The following is a 15700-nucleotide window of genomic DNA, read 5'->3' on the forward strand; positions in this document are numbered from 1 at the left end:
AAAAGCCTCTTACGGCCCATTATAAAAGCCCTCATTTAACAAGGCTTTTGATCTATTATTGATACAGGCACAAATATTAAGTAACTCTTTCACAGCTATTAAATAATTTTAATATAGTATATTTACTACAACTCAAAATAAATAATACATATGAAAAGCATTTTTACATTTACATTAAGCTTATTTAGCTTTATTCTTTCGTTCGCACAGCAAGATATTTCTGGTCTTATCTCTGATACTTCTGGTGTACCAATTGCAGGTGTGAATGTTGTAGAAAAGGGAACAACCAACGGCGTTGTTTCAGATTTCGACGGAAAGTTCACCATTTCTGTTGATGGAAATTCAACTTTGGTTTTCACCTATGTAGGTTACAATTCGTTAGAGGTTCCTGTTAATAATCAATCCATAATTAATGTGACCTTAGAAGATGGTGTCAGTCTCGATGAAGTCATTTTAGTCGGCTCTCGAAGCCCTAGAAGAACTGCTACGGATACCCCCGTTCCTGTAGATGTTTTGGATGTCTCGAATATTGCATCAACTACAGGTAAGGTAGAAGTCAATGAAATATTGCAGTATGCCGCACCTTCATTTAATGCCAGCAAACAATCTGGTTCAGATGGGGCCGACCATATTGTACCTGCCTCTTTACGTGGTCTAGGACCAGATCAAACCCTTGTCTTAATAAATGGAAAACGGAGACACCAATCGTCCTTAGTAAACGTTTTTGGGACCAGAGGACGTGGAAATTCCGGAACCGACCTTAATGCAATTCCTGCAAATGCCATTAAGAGAATAGAAGTATTAAGGGATGGGGCATCTGCTCAGTATGGGTCTGATGCTATCGCAGGTGTGATCAATATTGTTTTAAAAGATAATACCGATGGTTTTTCTGGCGGTATTACTTACGGTGCTTACAGTACAGCTATTGGTGATGGTTGGGAAGATGCCACTGGCGAAACACTTTATAATGTAGAAGGTAAAAATCGGTTGGATGGTGATGATAAAAGCTGGGATGGTGAAACCGTTAAAATAGATGCCAACTATGGCGTTTCATTAAATGACCAAGGTGGTTTTATAAATTTTACAACAGAGTTTTTATCAAGACAAAATACTTTAAGACCTGGTTTTTCATGGAGGAAAGGTTATGGTAGTGCTGGAATTGACGGTTTTAACTTTATGATCAATGCTGCTTTACCCATAAACGATAATACTGAGGTGTATGCCTTTGGAGGTAGAAACTATAGAGATACAAACGCCTATGCTTTCTCCAGGGACAGTTTTGCGGATGGCGATAATAGATCCGTTCCCAGTTTGTACCCAAACGGTTTTACCCCAAGAATTACTTCAAACATTACAGACGTTTCTGTTTCTGTAGGCGTGAGACATGAAATGGAAAATGGCTGGCACGTAGATTTTAATAATACCTACGGAAAAAACAACTTTCACTATTTTATAAAAGATAGCAATAATGCTTCTATGCAAGATGCGTCTCCAACCGATTTTGATGCTGGTGGGCACTTTCTTTCTCAAAACACGACCGGATTGGATTTCAATAAATATTTAGAAGATGTTGCTTCAGGATTAAGTTTAGCTTTTGGATTTGAATACAGAACGGAAAACTTTGGCATTTTTGCAGGGGAAGTACCTTCTTATGGACTTTATGATGTAAATGGTACGATTATTACAAATCCTGCTACACAAACCGTTGCTTTTGATTCTAATGGGGATGATTTACCTGGAGGTTCGCAAGGTTTTCCTGGATATAGCCCAGATAATGAGGTTGACAGAAGCAGAACTAATTATGGCATTTATTTCGACACCGAACTTAATGTTAGTGACGCATTTATGTTAGGTGCTGCTGTTAGATATGAAAATTATAGTGATTTTGGGAGCACCTTTAATGGTAAATTGGCCAGTAGACTAAAAGTTAGTGATGACTTTACGATAAGAGGTTCTATCTCTACAGGTTTTAGAGCACCTTCCCTAGCCCAATTATACTATAACTTAATCTTTAACAATATTGTTGCCGGTGAATCGGTGCCTTCTTTATTATCTGCAAATAATAGTACGGTAACAAAAGCTTTTGGTATTGGACAATTAAATGAGGAAAAGGCTTTTAATGCCAGTATTGGTTTTACTTATAAAAATAGTGGCTTCACAGCAACTGTTGATGCTTACTCTATTACTGTAGACGATAGAATTATTTTAACAGATAATTTCACAGACCAAGCCATCTTAGGACCTTTAAATGTAGATGCTGCGCAGTTTTTTGCTAACGGAGTAGATACCAGAACCAAAGGCCTTGATGTTGTTCTAGGGTATGAAATTAATGTTGGCGAAAATAGCAAGGTTAAAATTGGAGTGGTCGGTAATGTGAACGATTTAGAGATTAAGAGTATTAATAATGGTAACCTCAATGAGTTTACTTTCTTTGGGCCATTCTCTCAAGCTTATCTCGAAGCTGCTGCTCCTGACTATAAATTCGGACTTAACCTAGGGTATTCATGCAATAAGTTTGATGCCACAGTGTCCTTAACACAGTTTAGCGAGGTCACCCTTCAAGATTTTCAGTGGGTGGATACACCAGCTACAAATCAAGCAGAAGCAGATGCCCTTTACGCTGTAGCAACCGATGTGTATAAAGCAGCTTTGGTTGTAGACCTTAGCCTGGGATACCAGCTAACCGAAAAAGTAAAATTTAGCTTAGGAGCTAATAACCTGTTTAATAAATATCCAACACCTCAATTTGATGGCTGGACAGACCAAGGGGGGTTAGCCGATTCTGTTCAAATGGGATCAGACGGTACCTATGTTTTTGGAAGACTTAATTTTAGTTTATAATATTATACTTATTGGTGAAAAACCGGGTATATATAATGAATAATAAAAGTTGGACACGAATGACACGAATTCTCACCAATCAATCTGCCTATCCACAGGTTTCGTCTATACATCATATTTCATGTTTAACACCATGCTCTATTATGTTAGATTCGTGTAAATTCGTGCAATTCGTGTCTTTTTTAAAAATCTGCCAAATGTAGGTTATATACTCGGTTTATTATATCTATCCTTTGATTTCTATGTAACATTATCCTAATTTATTCGTCGATCTTATGAAACCATCTGTTTATGAAAAAATTAGTCTTACTTACGATGTTTTTGTTTATCAGCATGTGTATAAATTCCCAAAATATTACAGCTAAACTGGTAGATAAAAATAATGGCAACCCCATACCATACGCAACTATTAAAACAGGTGAATTTAGCGGTGTTATTTCTAATGAAGAAGGTTATTTTAGTTTAAATTTAGAAGGCCTTCAAACCAAAACCATTACTATTTCTTGTATGGGTTATCAAAACAAAACACTTCATATCAAAACTCTCAAGACCTTCAACTTTGTGATTCCTTTGGAAGCAGCTATTAATCAACTTAATGAGGTTTATATTAGTAATAAACGACCAAACGCAGATTCTATTATCGCCAAAGTAAAAGCAAAACTCGACGAGAATTATGATATCAACCTTAACACATACAATATATTCTATAGAGGGACAGATTACATCAATTTTAAAAGCTTGGATTTCGAAATTGAAAAAGCATCGCATGTTAAATCCAAAAATTTAAAGCAAGCGAATAAAAGTTTAGATTCCCTATCAAAACATATTATATCCAGCAATATCATTCATTTTTCAGATTTTAAAGGGGAGCTATCAAGCTTAGATAAAGACAGCATTAAACTGGTAGTCAATAAAGCGACCAAACTTATTGACCATAAAAATGATTTCTCTATTGAAGCTGTACAAGAAAAAGCACAAACATTGGTTTTAAAATATCTAGACACGACGAAAACCTACAAAGTAAAAACGGGATGGTTTAAAATTGAGGATTCATTGGCTTTAAAAGATGAAGATTTTAAAGACGATAAAGAAAATGAATATGAAGTATCTTATTTAAAAAGTACGACGGGTTCATTATTGCTCAAATCGATGTTTGTAGGGAATTCCTTTTTAAAAACCATTTTAGACCCCAAACTATATGATTATACCTTTGAAGATGTAGGCTATAATAATGACGACCTCACCTATATTATAAGTTATAAACCAAGAAAAGGAAAAGCAAAATTTACAGGAAAACTATTTATATCGGACGAAAATTATGCCATCAACAAAGTAGACTATAAATATTATGGATCGCGCCACGGCGAAAAGTTTAACTTAAAACTCATTCTGGGTATCAAGTTTATAGAAAATGTTAGTGAAGGTACTTATATCTATGAAAAAAACAGCGATAATAAATACCAACCAAAATATATTAAAAGAATAAAAGGCAATTACTTTTATGTAAATAGGGATTTAAAACTTATTGAAAATAGCCGAGAGAAAAACAAGGTCGGTTTTAGCATTAAAATTGAAGGCGACAATCGCCATAAAGAAGAAATACTTTTTACAAGCGTTAAAGCTATTAGCTTAGAAGATTTCGCTTTAATCAAACAAGAAAAAGTAGCACCGTTCACCATATTAAAAGCTTTCGAAAAAACGATCTGGCAAAATGAGGAAACTTTGGAGCCCTTGGAAGAAATGAAACGGTTTGGGAGTGGGGAGTGATTTTTATTGAGAATTTGGGTTACGCTTATCGGCTACGTATAAGAATAGCGCGGTTTTGTGTCCGAGGAATTTCCGCAGGAAAATCAGAGTGACCAAAGGAGCACTAACTTTTAGATTTGGGATTAAACTTAAACATTATTTTTATACGACTTTGTTGGCAACAGTTTTTAATTTATTCAGTTATAATTTTTCATTCAAGTCTTGTCTTCCGATAATTGCCATTATTTCTACAATGTTTTCGTTGATTTTGTAGTAAATATTATCAACTCCACATACGCAACGCCTATGTCCTTTTTTAATGTAATCCACAGATTCAAAGGAAAAAGGACGTTCAGCAATAATGTCAAAGTACTTAAAAAGTGATTCAAAGTATTTATCGGCTTGAGTCATTCCAAATTTTCTCGCATCGTAATGATGAATTCTTATCAAGTCATTTTTCGCTTCATTACTTAATTTGTATTTAGCCATTAAGTAAAGACTTTGATTGAGCTAAAATTTCATTTTTACTATCGCTTGTAAATCCGCTGTTTTCAGCTTTTTCCAATTTAGCACGAACCCAGTTAATTTCAACTTGTTGTTTTCGGGCTTGTCTTATTAAATCATTTACGAGTTCACTCTTACTTGAGTACTCTTTTTTGTCCACTTGGGTTTTTAGCCACTCATCATTCGGTTTAGTGAAAGATATGCTTTGTCTTGCCATAATTTAAATTTTTGATGTAAATATACATCAAAATCGCATCATTTATAAATTGTTGCCAACTCAATCGAAACCATTTCCAATAAGTATTATTCTGTTCATGAATTATCTCATTTGTTTTGTTCAGCTTGTTGCTAACGACTTGATATAAAATCGTTTTAATACTGAAACGAGTTCAGTACAGGTTGTTTTATATCCAATGATAAGTGAAGTTATAATTTTTACGCAAGAAAATAAATACAAACTAAATTAGTTTATACAATTTAAATTAACAATAAAAACAAAAATCCTAAACCAAAAGCCTAGGATTCAATATATAAACTCAATAAATTATCATTTAATAGCACGCCCTCGAACTTGAGGAATAATAGGAATAAATGGGGAATATAAATTATATGATTCTAACTCCAGCTTAGTAAAACCAATAGATTCCAACAATTGCTTGGTGTCTCTATTTGTATGACACCCCTCAAAAAACCAATGCCATGGTTTATGAATCAAATTTTGAATAAATGCTAACACAGAATTTTCTCTAGCCCTTACATGCTCTATGAATACAAAAACTCCAGAGGGTTTTAAGATCCGTTTAATTTGTTGTAAACATTGTAAAGGATCATGAACTGAGCATAAAACCAATGTACTAACCACAAAATCATAAGACGCATCAGGTAAATCTATAGCTTCTCCCATAAGTGACTTTATCTCTAAATCGATACCATATCTATCAGCACTTTTTTTTAGGTTATTATGCATATAAATATTAGGCTCAATAGCTATAAGTCTTGTTCCTTTTTTTAGATAACGCATATTGGCACCTGTACCTGGTCCAATTTCAACAATAGTTTCGGGATGGCCTTTAAAAAGCACTCTTTTGGCGCTTCCGAAAAGTCTATCCAAATACCCAGAAAGTATTTTAAAAATAAACGCGTTTATTGGCCCACGAATGGTATTATTATTAAATTCCTTACTCATATTCATTTAAGGTTTTAGCGCATGACTTGATAATAAAGCTTTACGTCCCTTGTGGTGCTCTAAAACATAGTGCATTCTAGCAATCTGATCGTTGGTAAACATGTTCATGGTCTCATCATGAGACCAAGTCATAAAATTGTTAATCATTGCAGGTTCGCCCTCACACCCTATAAAAGCAGTATTATAAACAGGTTTATCTACCGCTGGAGTATCATCACAATAATCATTATTCTCACAATCTCCCACACCCCAAGTATGCAATACGCCTAAATAATGTCCCATTTCATGCGTTAAAGTTCTTCCAAATCGTGCATAGCATGCAATATCCGATTCTCCAAAATGCATCCAATTAATTAAAATACCTTCTGCATCTCCTGGTTGTGGGAATGATAAATGCTCTCTTCCCGGTAAATCTGTTTCCGGTAGTGTAGCTACCCCCAATGCCTGACATTCTAATGTTTCCGGTAGAGGCGTCGTCCAAATGTTAATATAATCTTCAGGATCCCAATAAGCATATTGTGCATAATGATTTTGATTATATCCCAGCTCAGGTATTATTACCTTAGTTGAGTCTATTCTATTGATACCGTTAAAAGGTTTTCCTTCTGGATCTCGTTTTGCTAAAACAAACTCAATTTTAGCATCGCCTCCATCGGGATGATTATTATATCCTCTTGTGCCTTCTTTTTTGCGATAATCCTCATTTAATATTTCAATTTGCCTTTTAATACGTTCAATAGAAAGGTTTGTACCTTCTCCAACGGGTTTACCATTATGTATAATATGGACTACTACAGGTAAATAAAATATATCATCTTTTGGATCAGGATTAGGAGCATTGTGATTATCATCGTTTGAACATGAGCTTATCAATAAACTCAACGACATTATAACAACTATAGCTAGTTGTTGGTAAATAATATTCTTAAAATTTTCCATGACAATTAAATCAAATAGTTTCACTAAATTCACTGTGTTACCAACTAAGGGTTTGTAATTTCTTCTACAATTCTATTACCCCATCCACCGTAACTTCCTACATTTTCTATGTAATTGGTCAATTCAACATCGCTATAGGCACAACCATCATAAATTTCTATTCCTAATTCTACCATTTTCCACGAATCTTCAACAAAATGCCAATTAAATAAATGTGTCGCATTTTTATTGTACCCCAAGCTTCCTTTATCAATTTTACCTAAAGGAAAAAGCCTTCTGGATTCTTTGGGTAACTTTAATTGATCTAAACATTGTTGTATCACCATCGGATTTGATGTTACAGCAACAAATGAGGTGTCCTGCCAATTACCATGACTATTTTCTGGGCAACTTTCAAACCTAAAATAACGTTTTATCGATATGGGTGTACCTTCATCATCTTTATTACAGGATGTTATAAACAAACCTGTAATACACATAATTATACTCCATTTTACTAGTACTTTTTTCATCTATCTTTTTTTATGTGAGACAACTGGTCTCTATTGTTTTTGCTTAGTGGCATCTTTAAACAATAGCATATCTAATACACGATTAGAAGCTCCTAAATAATACCCCGTTTCATGTTCATGACTTTTTGGATTTTTAAACGTACCAAATAACATATCTATGATAGGTAAATCTGTATAATTATACTTATGAATACCTTTCGCATGGTGTACCGTATGACTTTCTGGGCGCTGAATAATATAACCGATCCATCTTGGCGTATTAATATTGGCATGCTGAAACACTCCTAAAAAAGTAGTTGATAGAATAACTACAGTAATAGCTTGTGGAGATAACCCCATAATGAAAGCAAAACTGATAGAACCAACTAACGATAAACCAATCATATCATTGATGCTAAAGATAAATGTACTAGGTACATCTATACGTTCTGAACTGTGATGCATTTGATGAGAAACCCGAAACAAAAAATTAGATTTATGCATACCAATATGCCAACCATATTGTACAAGTTCGAATAAAAATATGCCTAATATGATTTGTACAGTTAAACTTAAATAGCTTAAATCAATCAATAGAAACGTCGCAAAAAAGCCATCCCAAAATAAAGGAATATATGTTGTAAGCAACAAAAAGGCAATAAAGAAAAGAAGCCCTCTTAGTTTCCAAAACTTTATTTTAGGTAGCTGTCTTGCTGGAAATAAAGATTCCCAAATAAATAAGCCACCAAAAATCGCATAAACGATTAGTGAAACCGGGTCAAGTAAAATCTCAATAGGAGTTGGTAATTGTGAAATGATAGTTTCTAAATTCATAGTTTAATGTTTTTTTTACAAAACTATGTACTACATAAAAAACAAATCAAAAATGACACTTGATCTATGTTAGGAATTCACTTTTTATAACGCTATCAAGTCATTTTTAAGGGCATACTTAATTTTTTTTTATAAATTTACGACTCAACGCCCTCTAAATCTCCCTCATAATTACAATCTACTATTATGAAATACTATTCATTATTATTCGTATTATTCATTGCGTTATCATGTTCTAAAAAAGAGGATGAAACACCACTACAAAACGAAGACAATCAAGACAACACTAACATCGTTGATAATTTTGATGGTACTGGTCCCTTAATTGACTTTGTAACTAATAATGCGCCATCTTTACCAGATGTTTCTAGAGTATCAGATAGATACCGTGCTGTTTTAACAGACAACTCAGATAATAAGACTTTGCATTTCAATCAAGATCAAGGGCGATTGGATGCAAAATTAGTAGCTTTTCCTTTCGAGTTTATAGCAAGAAATATTGGTATTGGCACTATAGACGATTCGCAAATAGCTCCAACATCGGAAAACGATCCTTATAATTTTGCAGGTGTTCAGGTTCATGTAGAAGATTTTAATTCTATAAATTCATCACATGTTGTTGTAGGACACAGAGGTTCTACCGCTTTTACAATCGAAGGCAAAAATACTTTAAATGGAGATTCTTCGGTGAACGATATAGGAGAAAATACAGTACCAGAAGGAAGAGCCGATATAAGAATTGTGGGGAATGAAAACAAAACAATTACGGTTTACTGGCAACTCCCTAACCTAACAAGTAATAGTACATCTGATAATTGGACACTTTATAATGGAACCGGAAACCTACCTGGAACGGCTCCAACTTATGGTGATACTGTTTATGTTGGATTGATTACCTATGCTTTCTATACTACGGGCGTTCCTTTTGTAGGAACCTGTGATTCCATTGAAATTAAAAAATAAAATTGACTCATGTCAGGAATGTAATTTCTTTCTGATTCTGCTTAAACTTTCAGGATGAATTCCTAAATATTTGGCTATTTTATTAACCGGAATGTTAGATATATATTGGGAGTGTGTTTGAAACATTTCAGCATAACGCTCTTCGGCTGTTTTTGTTAAAAGGTCCTTTTCTCTATTCGATTTTCTTATATAACCGTATTCAGTCATAATTCTTGCAAACTTATTTACATTTAATGAAAAATTATAGGCTTGCATCAAAACCTCACGCTCGATCACTTCCATTTCGCAATCTACTAATGCTAAAATTTGTACATCTGTAGGCTGCTGATCTAAAAAAGAGGTAAATCCACAAAACATTTCTTTTTCAAAAAAGAAATCTATTATTTTTTCAGACATGTAACTTTTAATCGACATTTCTACAATACCACTATTCATAAAATATAAAGAATCTTCAACCTGTCCATATTTGGTAATGACTTCTCCTTTTTTAAAATAACTTTTTTTTACTGGAAAAGGAGAATCTTCGTATGATGCAACAGATGTATTTAAGATAGCGTTATAAAAGTCTAGAAAAGTCATATACTAGTATAGGTTAAAATTTGATGTTAATGATTCGATTTGATCATAAGTAGGTGTTCTGTAAATTTAACGATATACAAATTCCTTGTAAAATATAGGTTTATTTTCTATGTAGACGTCATTTTCTGTTAATGGTTGCGTCTATTTGTATTAGCCCATGGTATATTTAACATTTTAACAAAAAAAATCCCAAGCCAAAAGCTCAGGATTAATTATTAATTATTAACTTTTAATTATTAATTAGTCTTCAGGATGCATAAATCGCTGCTTAGCCAACAATTCTTCTTCTGTTTCTACCACATCTTCATCAGGCACACAACAATCTACAGGGCAAACGGCAGCGCATTGCGGTTCATCATGAAACCCTTTACATTCTGTACACTTATCCGGAACTATATAATATATCTCATCGCTTATAGGTTCTTGTGCCTCATCTGCATCTACTTCATTTCCGTTAGTCAATACAACGGTCCCTTCCAGACTCGTACCATCTTTATAGCGCCAATCATCAGCACCTTCATATATTGCCGTGTTTGGGCACTCAGGTTCACAAGCACCACAATTTATACATTCATCTGTTATTATAATAGCCATAGCATTTTTTCTCTTGAGTTTGCTTAAATTTGCAGTTGCAAAAATAACGCCAAAACCATTCATAACCAAATACAGAATGAATTTACAACAAAGAATTAACGCTTTTGTAAAATTAGGGGATTTTTTAAGCCAATTTTCTAACAAAGTTATTCTAAAAAAAGATAATGTTGAACATAATGCTCTATACTTCGATGGTTTTAAGCACCAACTAAAATTAGCAGAAGAAAACAATGGGTGGTTTACACAGGAGAATATTCGATATTCACTTAAAGGCTGGGCAGAATCTTTAACAAAAGATCACCTGAATAAATGGTTAGCACTGTATCAAATTAATAGCACGCAGCCTAAACAAGTTGCCATTATTATGGCTGGAAATATCCCGTTGGTAGGTTTTCATGATTTTTTGTCGGTACTTATTTCTGGACATCATGTTTTAATAAAACAATCATCAAACGATAAACATCTATTGCCCTATTTGGCAAAATACTTAGAATCTGTTCAGCCAGAATTTAAAGGAACTATCACTTTTACCGAAGAAAAAATAGAAGGTTTTGATGCCGTAATTGCCACAGGAAGCAATAATACAGCACGCTATTTTGAACATTATTTTAAAAACAAGCCATCTATTATAAGAAATAACAGAAATTCTGTGGCCGTTTTAAACGGCAAAGAGACCCAAGAAGATCTCGAAGCGCTTTCTGAAGATATTTTTAGATATTATGGTTTAGGCTGTAGAAATGTATCTAAATTGTTTGTTCCTAAAAATTACCGTTTTGATGCCTTTTTCGAAGCCATGTACCACTGGCACCCTATTATTGATAAAGCCAAATATGCTAACAATTATGACTATAATAAAGCAGTATACTTAATGAGTGAATTTGATATGTTGGAGAATGGCTTCTTAATGGTAAAGGAAGATAAAAGTTACGCCTCCCCTATCGCTACTGTTTTTTATGAATATTATGATTCCCCTGAACAATTGAAAGAAAAACTAAATACAGATAAGCAACAAATTCAATGTATGGTCTCTAATGGATTTATAGAAAATGAAATCCCTTTTGGAAGGACTCAAAAACCTCAACTTTGGGATTATGCGGATAGTGTCGATTCTATTGAATTTTTGTTAGCAATTTAATCAAAAAATTATTAAATTTTTAATACTAAATACCCAATTAATTAGGAACTTTGCATCTTAAATTTCATCCCATCCTTTATCCTTCCCAAAGAGAAGTAAGGTTGGAACCAAAATAAATATTAACTAAAAATTCACCCATAAAATTCCCTTTCCTTATGAAAGGGTTAGGGATAGAAAAATGAAGAAACATAACTTTAGTGCAGGCCCATGTATTTTACCTCAAGAAGTATTACTTAAAGCTTCAGGGGCAGTCGTTGATTTAGATAACAGCGGTTTATCTTTAATTGAAATATCACACAGAAGTAAAGCTTTTGTAGACATTATGGAAAAAGCTAGAGCATTAGCTTTAGAATTACTTGGGTTAGAGGGCAAAGGTTATAAAGCTTTGTTTTTACAAGGAGGTGCCAGCACACAATTTTTAATGGTCGCCTTAAACCTTTTGGAAAAAAGAGCCGGTTACTTAAACTCAGGTACCTGGGCAGATAAAGCCATAAAGGAAGCCAAAATTTATGATGACATTTACGAGGTTGCTTCTTCAAAAGAAGCCAATTATAATTACATCCCTAAAGGCTACGAAATACCTTCAGATTACGATTATTTTCACTGTACTTCAAACAATACTATTTTTGGAACACAAATGAAAGCATTTCCAAAATGCGATATTCCATTAGTTTGTGATATGAGTAGCGATATTTTTTCTCGTACACTGGATTTTTCCAAATTCGATTTAATTTATGCTGGCGCACAAAAAAATATGGGCCCGGCAGGAACAACCCTTGTAGTTATTAAAGAAGATATTCTTGGAAAAGTATCACGTAAAATCCCTTCAATGTTGGATTATAAAGTACACATAAGCAAAGGCAGTATGTTTAATACACCTCCTGTATTTGCAGTGTATACTTCTATGTTAACTTTAGAATGGTTGAAAAACCTAGGGGGTATTGCAGCCATTGAAAAAGAGAACGAAAAGAAAGCGCGATTAATGTATTCTGAAATTGATCTCAATCCATTATTTAAAGGGTATGCTACTAAAGAAGATCGTTCTGATATGAATGCGACTTTTACATTAGAAAACGAAAACTTAAAGGAAACTTTTGAGACCATGCTCAAAGAAGCTGGAATTAATGGTTTAAACGGTCATAGAAGTGTTGGTGGGTATCGAGCATCTATGTACAATGCCTTACCTCTAGATAGTGTAAAAGTATTGGTTGAAGTTATGAGTGAATTAGAAAGTAAAGCTTAAAAAGTAGTTAGCAGTTTGCAGTAGACAGTATGCAGTCTCTGCTTAAATGCTTAAATACTAAAAAACATAAAAAAATAAATTATTAAAAAGATTCCCATCTTACTGAAACAAGTTCAGCACATGTCGTGGGAATGACAAAAATAAATTTAATAGAAGTTATAAAGTTAACAAGTTCCAGTAACTTTAAACTTTAAACTTTAAACTTTAAACTTAAAGAATGAAAGTATTAGCAAACGATGGTATTTCACAAAGCGGAATTGCTGCATTAGAAAAAAGTGGTTTTGAAGTCATCACAACAACCGTAGCTCAAGAGCAGTTAATTAACTACATTAACGAAAAAAACATTACTGTTCTATTGGTACGTAGTGCTACTACAGTACGTAAAGACTTAATTGATGCTTGTCCAAACTTAAAAGTTATTGGTCGTGGTGGCGTTGGTATGGATAATATCGATGTTGAATATGCAAAAGAACAAGGTCGTAGTGTTATTAACACGCCTGCTGCATCTTCCCACTCGGTTGCAGAGTTAGTATTTGGTCACTTATTTGGACTGGCCCGTTTTTTACATAACTCAAATAGAGACATGCCCTTAGAAGGCGACTCTAACTTTAAAGGCCTAAAGAAAGCTTATGCAAAAGGAACAGAGTTAAAAGGGAAAACCTTAGGTGTTTTTGGGTTTGGCCGTATTGGTCAAGCAACAGCAAAGGTTGCCATTGGAGTAGGTATGAAAGTCGTTGCTTTCGATCCATTTATAGAAGAAGCTAATTTAGAACTTGACTTTTTTGATGGGCAAAAATTGAACTTTAATGTTAAGACTACTTCTAAAGAAGATGTTTTAAAACAAGCGGATTTCTTAACGCTACATGTTCCCGCACAAAACGATTACGTCATCGGAAAACCTGAATTAGAAATCATGAAAGATGGTGCTATTCTTGTTAATGCTGCTCGTGGTGGTGTAGTTGATGAAGTGGCTCTTGTCGAAGCTCTTAAAAGTGGAAAAATTGCCAGAGCTGCTCTAGATGTTTTTGAAAAAGAACCAAAACCAGAAATTCAATTGTTAATGAACCCTGCTTTATCGTTGACCCCTCATACGGGTGCCGCAACAAATGAAGCCCAAGATAGAATTGGCACAGAATTAGCTGAACAAATTATCAGTATCTTAAAATAATTTTAGGCTACTGTAGCCTAAGCGGTATAATAAAGTCCTAACATTTATAAATGTTAGGACTTTTTTGTACATTGAACAAATAATACCATTTCTTGTTTGAAATGGTATAACTTTGATTAACCAATTAACAATATAATATTATGGCAGGAATTTTAGACTTATTAAATAGCGACCTAGGAAAAACAATCATTAATGGTGTAGCAGGCCAAACAGGGCAAGATGAGAACAAAACAGAAAACGTTCTAACAATGGCTTTACCTGTGTTAATGCAAGCCATGAAACGCAATACAAAGACGCCTCAAGGAGCAGAAGGCTTACTTAGCGCATTAAACGGCAAACACGACGGAAGTATTTTAGATAACCTGGGCGGTTTATTTGATGGTGGTGTAGATTCTAATGTTACAGATGATGGCGGAAAAATACTAGGTCATATTCTAGGAGGCAAACAACAGCATGTTGAAAATGCTTTAAGTCAGAAATCCGGTATAGATGCAGCATCTGTAGCTCAAATATTAAAAGTGGCAGCACCTTTATTAATGGGTATTTTAGGAAAAAAAAGCAGACAGCAAAATGTAAACACCTCTAGTGGCATTGAAGAACTCTTAGGAGGTTTACTTAGTGGTAACTCTCCTCAACAAGAACAAAGCTTTTTAGAATCTATTCTAGATGCAGATGGCGATGGCAGTGTTATTGATGATGTAGCAGGTATGGTACTGGGAGGCAACAAAAAGAAAAGTGGTCTTGGAGGATTGCTTGGTGGCCTATTTGGAGGAAAATAACATAATAAATAACACAAAGCACTAAGCGTCAAATAGTCATATTTGGCGCTTTTTTGTTAAAATCATTAAAAAAACAATCATTTAAGGTATGATTTTTGTAAATTTATTAGAAACAATACCATTTTAAGGTAGAAATGGTATAAAAAGACCTTTAAAAGTAAGCTTTCCTCAATGAGACTAGTTGTAGACTTTTTCTTGTTTTTATAATTATAGCACTTTTAAAAGAATAAATTGAAATCCATGAAAAGCTATGAAAAAAGTTATTTATATCTTACTATTGTGTGTATTTATTTTTAATTGTAATACATCTAAAACTACAGCATCCGATAAAAGTAGATCTGAAAAAGAACTTGCACAAACTGTGAGTGATACTGTAACGATTGCTAATGACGAGTTAGAGTACGAAATAATCATTATAGAACCTGGTTTTAATACCTGGCTATTGACCACTGCCAGACCTGAAGGTTTCTATTCCCAGCAGTATCTTGAAAATAGAAATCAGATCTATGTAATGGAATGGAACCAAAGAGTACTTCAACCTCAACGTTTCAATCCTAATTTATATGAAATGCGAATTGATTACCAACCAGGTATAGATTACGGTTATGAAGTTAATTACAAACTTTATAACTACTTTATCTATTTTCAGTTGAATTATAAACAACGATTAGCTGGATTTGTTCCTAGAATTTAAACTC

Annotated in this window: 16 protein-coding genes; 8 read left to right on the forward strand and 8 right to left on the reverse strand. The window is 33.8% G+C overall.

The window, feature by feature from the left end:
* Window positions 1-150 precede the first annotated feature (150 nt).
* Both PQO00_RS15315 and PQO00_RS15320 read left to right on the forward strand, forming a co-directional pair.
* The gene (locus tag PQO00_RS15315; protein WP_274185731.1) at window positions 151-2841 is read left to right on the forward strand and encodes a TonB-dependent receptor; all 2691 of its coding nucleotides are present in this window, start codon (window positions 151-153) and stop codon (window positions 2839-2841) included.
* A 291-nt stretch (window positions 2842-3132) separates the two neighbouring features.
* Window positions 3133-4608: a carboxypeptidase-like regulatory domain-containing protein gene (locus PQO00_RS15320; protein ID WP_274185732.1), complete on the forward strand. Its 1476-nt coding sequence runs from the start codon at window positions 3133-3135 to the stop codon at window positions 4606-4608.
* 180 nt (window positions 4609-4788) lie between these two features.
* Here PQO00_RS15320 and PQO00_RS15325 read toward each other — a convergent pair whose 3' ends face one another.
* From PQO00_RS15325 to PQO00_RS15350, 6 genes are all read right to left on the reverse strand, one after another.
* The gene (locus PQO00_RS15325; RefSeq protein ID WP_274185733.1) at window positions 4789-5076 is read right to left on the reverse strand and encodes a type II toxin-antitoxin system RelE/ParE family toxin; all 288 of its coding nucleotides are present in this window, start codon (window positions 5074-5076) and stop codon (window positions 4789-4791) included.
* The gene (locus PQO00_RS15330) at window positions 5069-5308 is read right to left on the reverse strand and encodes a CopG family transcriptional regulator (protein ID WP_274185734.1); all 240 of its coding nucleotides are present in this window, start codon (window positions 5306-5308) and stop codon (window positions 5069-5071) included. The genes PQO00_RS15325 and PQO00_RS15330 overlap by 8 nt, the downstream gene beginning before the upstream one ends.
* A gap of 330 nt (window positions 5309-5638) precedes the next feature.
* A complete protein-coding gene (locus PQO00_RS15335) occupies window positions 5639-6277 on the reverse strand; it encodes a class I SAM-dependent methyltransferase (protein ID WP_274185735.1) in 639 nt (212 codons plus the stop codon).
* A 6-nt stretch (window positions 6278-6283) separates the two neighbouring features.
* Entirely contained in the window at window positions 6284-7216 is a 933-nt protein-coding gene (locus PQO00_RS15340) for a M43 family zinc metalloprotease (protein WP_274185736.1), read from the reverse strand.
* A 44-nt stretch (window positions 7217-7260) separates the two neighbouring features.
* Entirely contained in the window at window positions 7261-7728 is a 468-nt protein-coding gene (locus PQO00_RS15345; protein WP_274185737.1) for a hypothetical protein, read from the reverse strand.
* A 30-nt stretch (window positions 7729-7758) separates the two neighbouring features.
* Complete coding sequence (locus tag PQO00_RS15350; protein ID WP_274185738.1) at window positions 7759-8541, reverse strand: sterol desaturase family protein; 783 nt, start codon at window positions 8539-8541, stop codon at window positions 7759-7761.
* Between the two features lie 186 nt (window positions 8542-8727).
* Between PQO00_RS15350 and PQO00_RS15355 the strand changes: the two genes are divergently transcribed.
* Window positions 8728-9504 (forward strand): hypothetical protein, encoded by a 777-nt coding sequence (locus PQO00_RS15355; RefSeq protein ID WP_274185739.1) that lies wholly within the window; start codon window positions 8728-8730, stop codon window positions 9502-9504.
* Between the two features lie 12 nt (window positions 9505-9516).
* Here the strand turns inward: PQO00_RS15355 and PQO00_RS15360 are convergent, their stop codons facing one another.
* A complete protein-coding gene (locus PQO00_RS15360) occupies window positions 9517-10083 on the reverse strand; it encodes a Crp/Fnr family transcriptional regulator (RefSeq protein ID WP_274185740.1) in 567 nt (188 codons plus the stop codon).
* A gap of 240 nt (window positions 10084-10323) precedes the next feature.
* Window positions 10324-10677 carry a 4Fe-4S dicluster domain-containing protein gene (locus PQO00_RS15365; protein ID WP_274185741.1) on the reverse strand — a complete coding sequence of 118 codons (354 nt, stop codon included), beginning with the start codon at window positions 10675-10677 and terminating at the stop codon, window positions 10324-10326.
* A gap of 76 nt (window positions 10678-10753) precedes the next feature.
* Between PQO00_RS15365 and PQO00_RS15370 the strand changes: the two genes are divergently transcribed.
* The 5 genes from PQO00_RS15370 to PQO00_RS15390 all read left to right on the forward strand — a co-directional run bounded on the left by PQO00_RS15370 (window position 10754) and on the right by PQO00_RS15390 (window position 15696).
* Window positions 10754-11812: an acyl-CoA reductase gene (locus tag PQO00_RS15370; RefSeq protein WP_274185742.1), complete on the forward strand. Its 1059-nt coding sequence runs from the start codon at window positions 10754-10756 to the stop codon at window positions 11810-11812.
* Between the two features lie 178 nt (window positions 11813-11990).
* Entirely contained in the window at window positions 11991-13055 is a 1065-nt protein-coding gene (serC, locus tag PQO00_RS15375; RefSeq protein ID WP_274185743.1) for a 3-phosphoserine/phosphohydroxythreonine transaminase, read from the forward strand.
* A gap of 217 nt (window positions 13056-13272) precedes the next feature.
* A complete protein-coding gene (locus PQO00_RS15380) occupies window positions 13273-14223 on the forward strand; it encodes a D-2-hydroxyacid dehydrogenase (protein ID WP_274185744.1) in 951 nt (316 codons plus the stop codon).
* 140 nt (window positions 14224-14363) lie between these two features.
* Window positions 14364-15002: a DUF937 domain-containing protein gene (locus PQO00_RS15385; protein WP_274185745.1), complete on the forward strand. Its 639-nt coding sequence runs from the start codon at window positions 14364-14366 to the stop codon at window positions 15000-15002.
* A 250-nt stretch (window positions 15003-15252) separates the two neighbouring features.
* Window positions 15253-15696, forward strand: a complete 444-nt coding sequence (locus tag PQO00_RS15390) for a DUF6146 family protein (protein ID WP_274185746.1) — start codon at window positions 15253-15255, stop codon at window positions 15694-15696.
* Window positions 15697-15700 lie beyond the last annotated feature (4 nt).

It is taken from the genome of Flavivirga sp. 57AJ16 (assembly GCF_028736925.1).
Taxonomy (GTDB): domain Bacteria; phylum Bacteroidota; class Bacteroidia; order Flavobacteriales; family Flavobacteriaceae; genus Flavivirga.

Coding starts and splice junctions, on each gene's coding strand:
- PQO00_RS15335 (WP_274185735.1), bottom strand. CDS start 6,277: ATGAGTAAGGAATTTAATAATAATACCATTCGTGGGCCAATAAACGCG.
- PQO00_RS15385 (WP_274185745.1), top strand. CDS start 14,364: ATGGCAGGAATTTTAGACTTATTAAATAGCGACCTAGGAAAAACAATC.
- PQO00_RS15370 (WP_274185742.1), top strand. CDS start 10,754: ATGAATTTACAACAAAGAATTAACGCTTTTGTAAAATTAGGGGATTTT.
- PQO00_RS15380 (WP_274185744.1), top strand. CDS start 13,273: ATGAAAGTATTAGCAAACGATGGTATTTCACAAAGCGGAATTGCTGCA.
- serC (WP_274185743.1), top strand. CDS start 11,991: ATGAAGAAACATAACTTTAGTGCAGGCCCATGTATTTTACCTCAAGAA.
- PQO00_RS15360 (WP_274185740.1), bottom strand. CDS start 10,083: ATGACTTTTCTAGACTTTTATAACGCTATCTTAAATACATCTGTTGCA.
- PQO00_RS15330 (WP_274185734.1), bottom strand. CDS start 5,308: ATGGCAAGACAAAGCATATCTTTCACTAAACCGAATGATGAGTGGCTA.
- PQO00_RS15325 (WP_274185733.1), bottom strand. CDS start 5,076: ATGGCTAAATACAAATTAAGTAATGAAGCGAAAAATGACTTGATAAGA.
- PQO00_RS15365 (WP_274185741.1), bottom strand. CDS start 10,677: ATGGCTATTATAATAACAGATGAATGTATAAATTGTGGTGCTTGTGAA.
- PQO00_RS15390 (WP_274185746.1), top strand. CDS start 15,253: ATGAAAAAAGTTATTTATATCTTACTATTGTGTGTATTTATTTTTAAT.
- PQO00_RS15350 (WP_274185738.1), bottom strand. CDS start 8,541: ATGAATTTAGAAACTATCATTTCACAATTACCAACTCCTATTGAGATT.
- PQO00_RS15345 (WP_274185737.1), bottom strand. CDS start 7,728: ATGAAAAAAGTACTAGTAAAATGGAGTATAATTATGTGTATTACAGGT.
- PQO00_RS15355 (WP_274185739.1), top strand. CDS start 8,728: ATGAAATACTATTCATTATTATTCGTATTATTCATTGCGTTATCATGT.
- PQO00_RS15315 (WP_274185731.1), top strand. CDS start 151: ATGAAAAGCATTTTTACATTTACATTAAGCTTATTTAGCTTTATTCTT.
- PQO00_RS15340 (WP_274185736.1), bottom strand. CDS start 7,216: ATGGAAAATTTTAAGAATATTATTTACCAACAACTAGCTATAGTTGTT.
- PQO00_RS15320 (WP_274185732.1), top strand. CDS start 3,133: ATGAAAAAATTAGTCTTACTTACGATGTTTTTGTTTATCAGCATGTGT.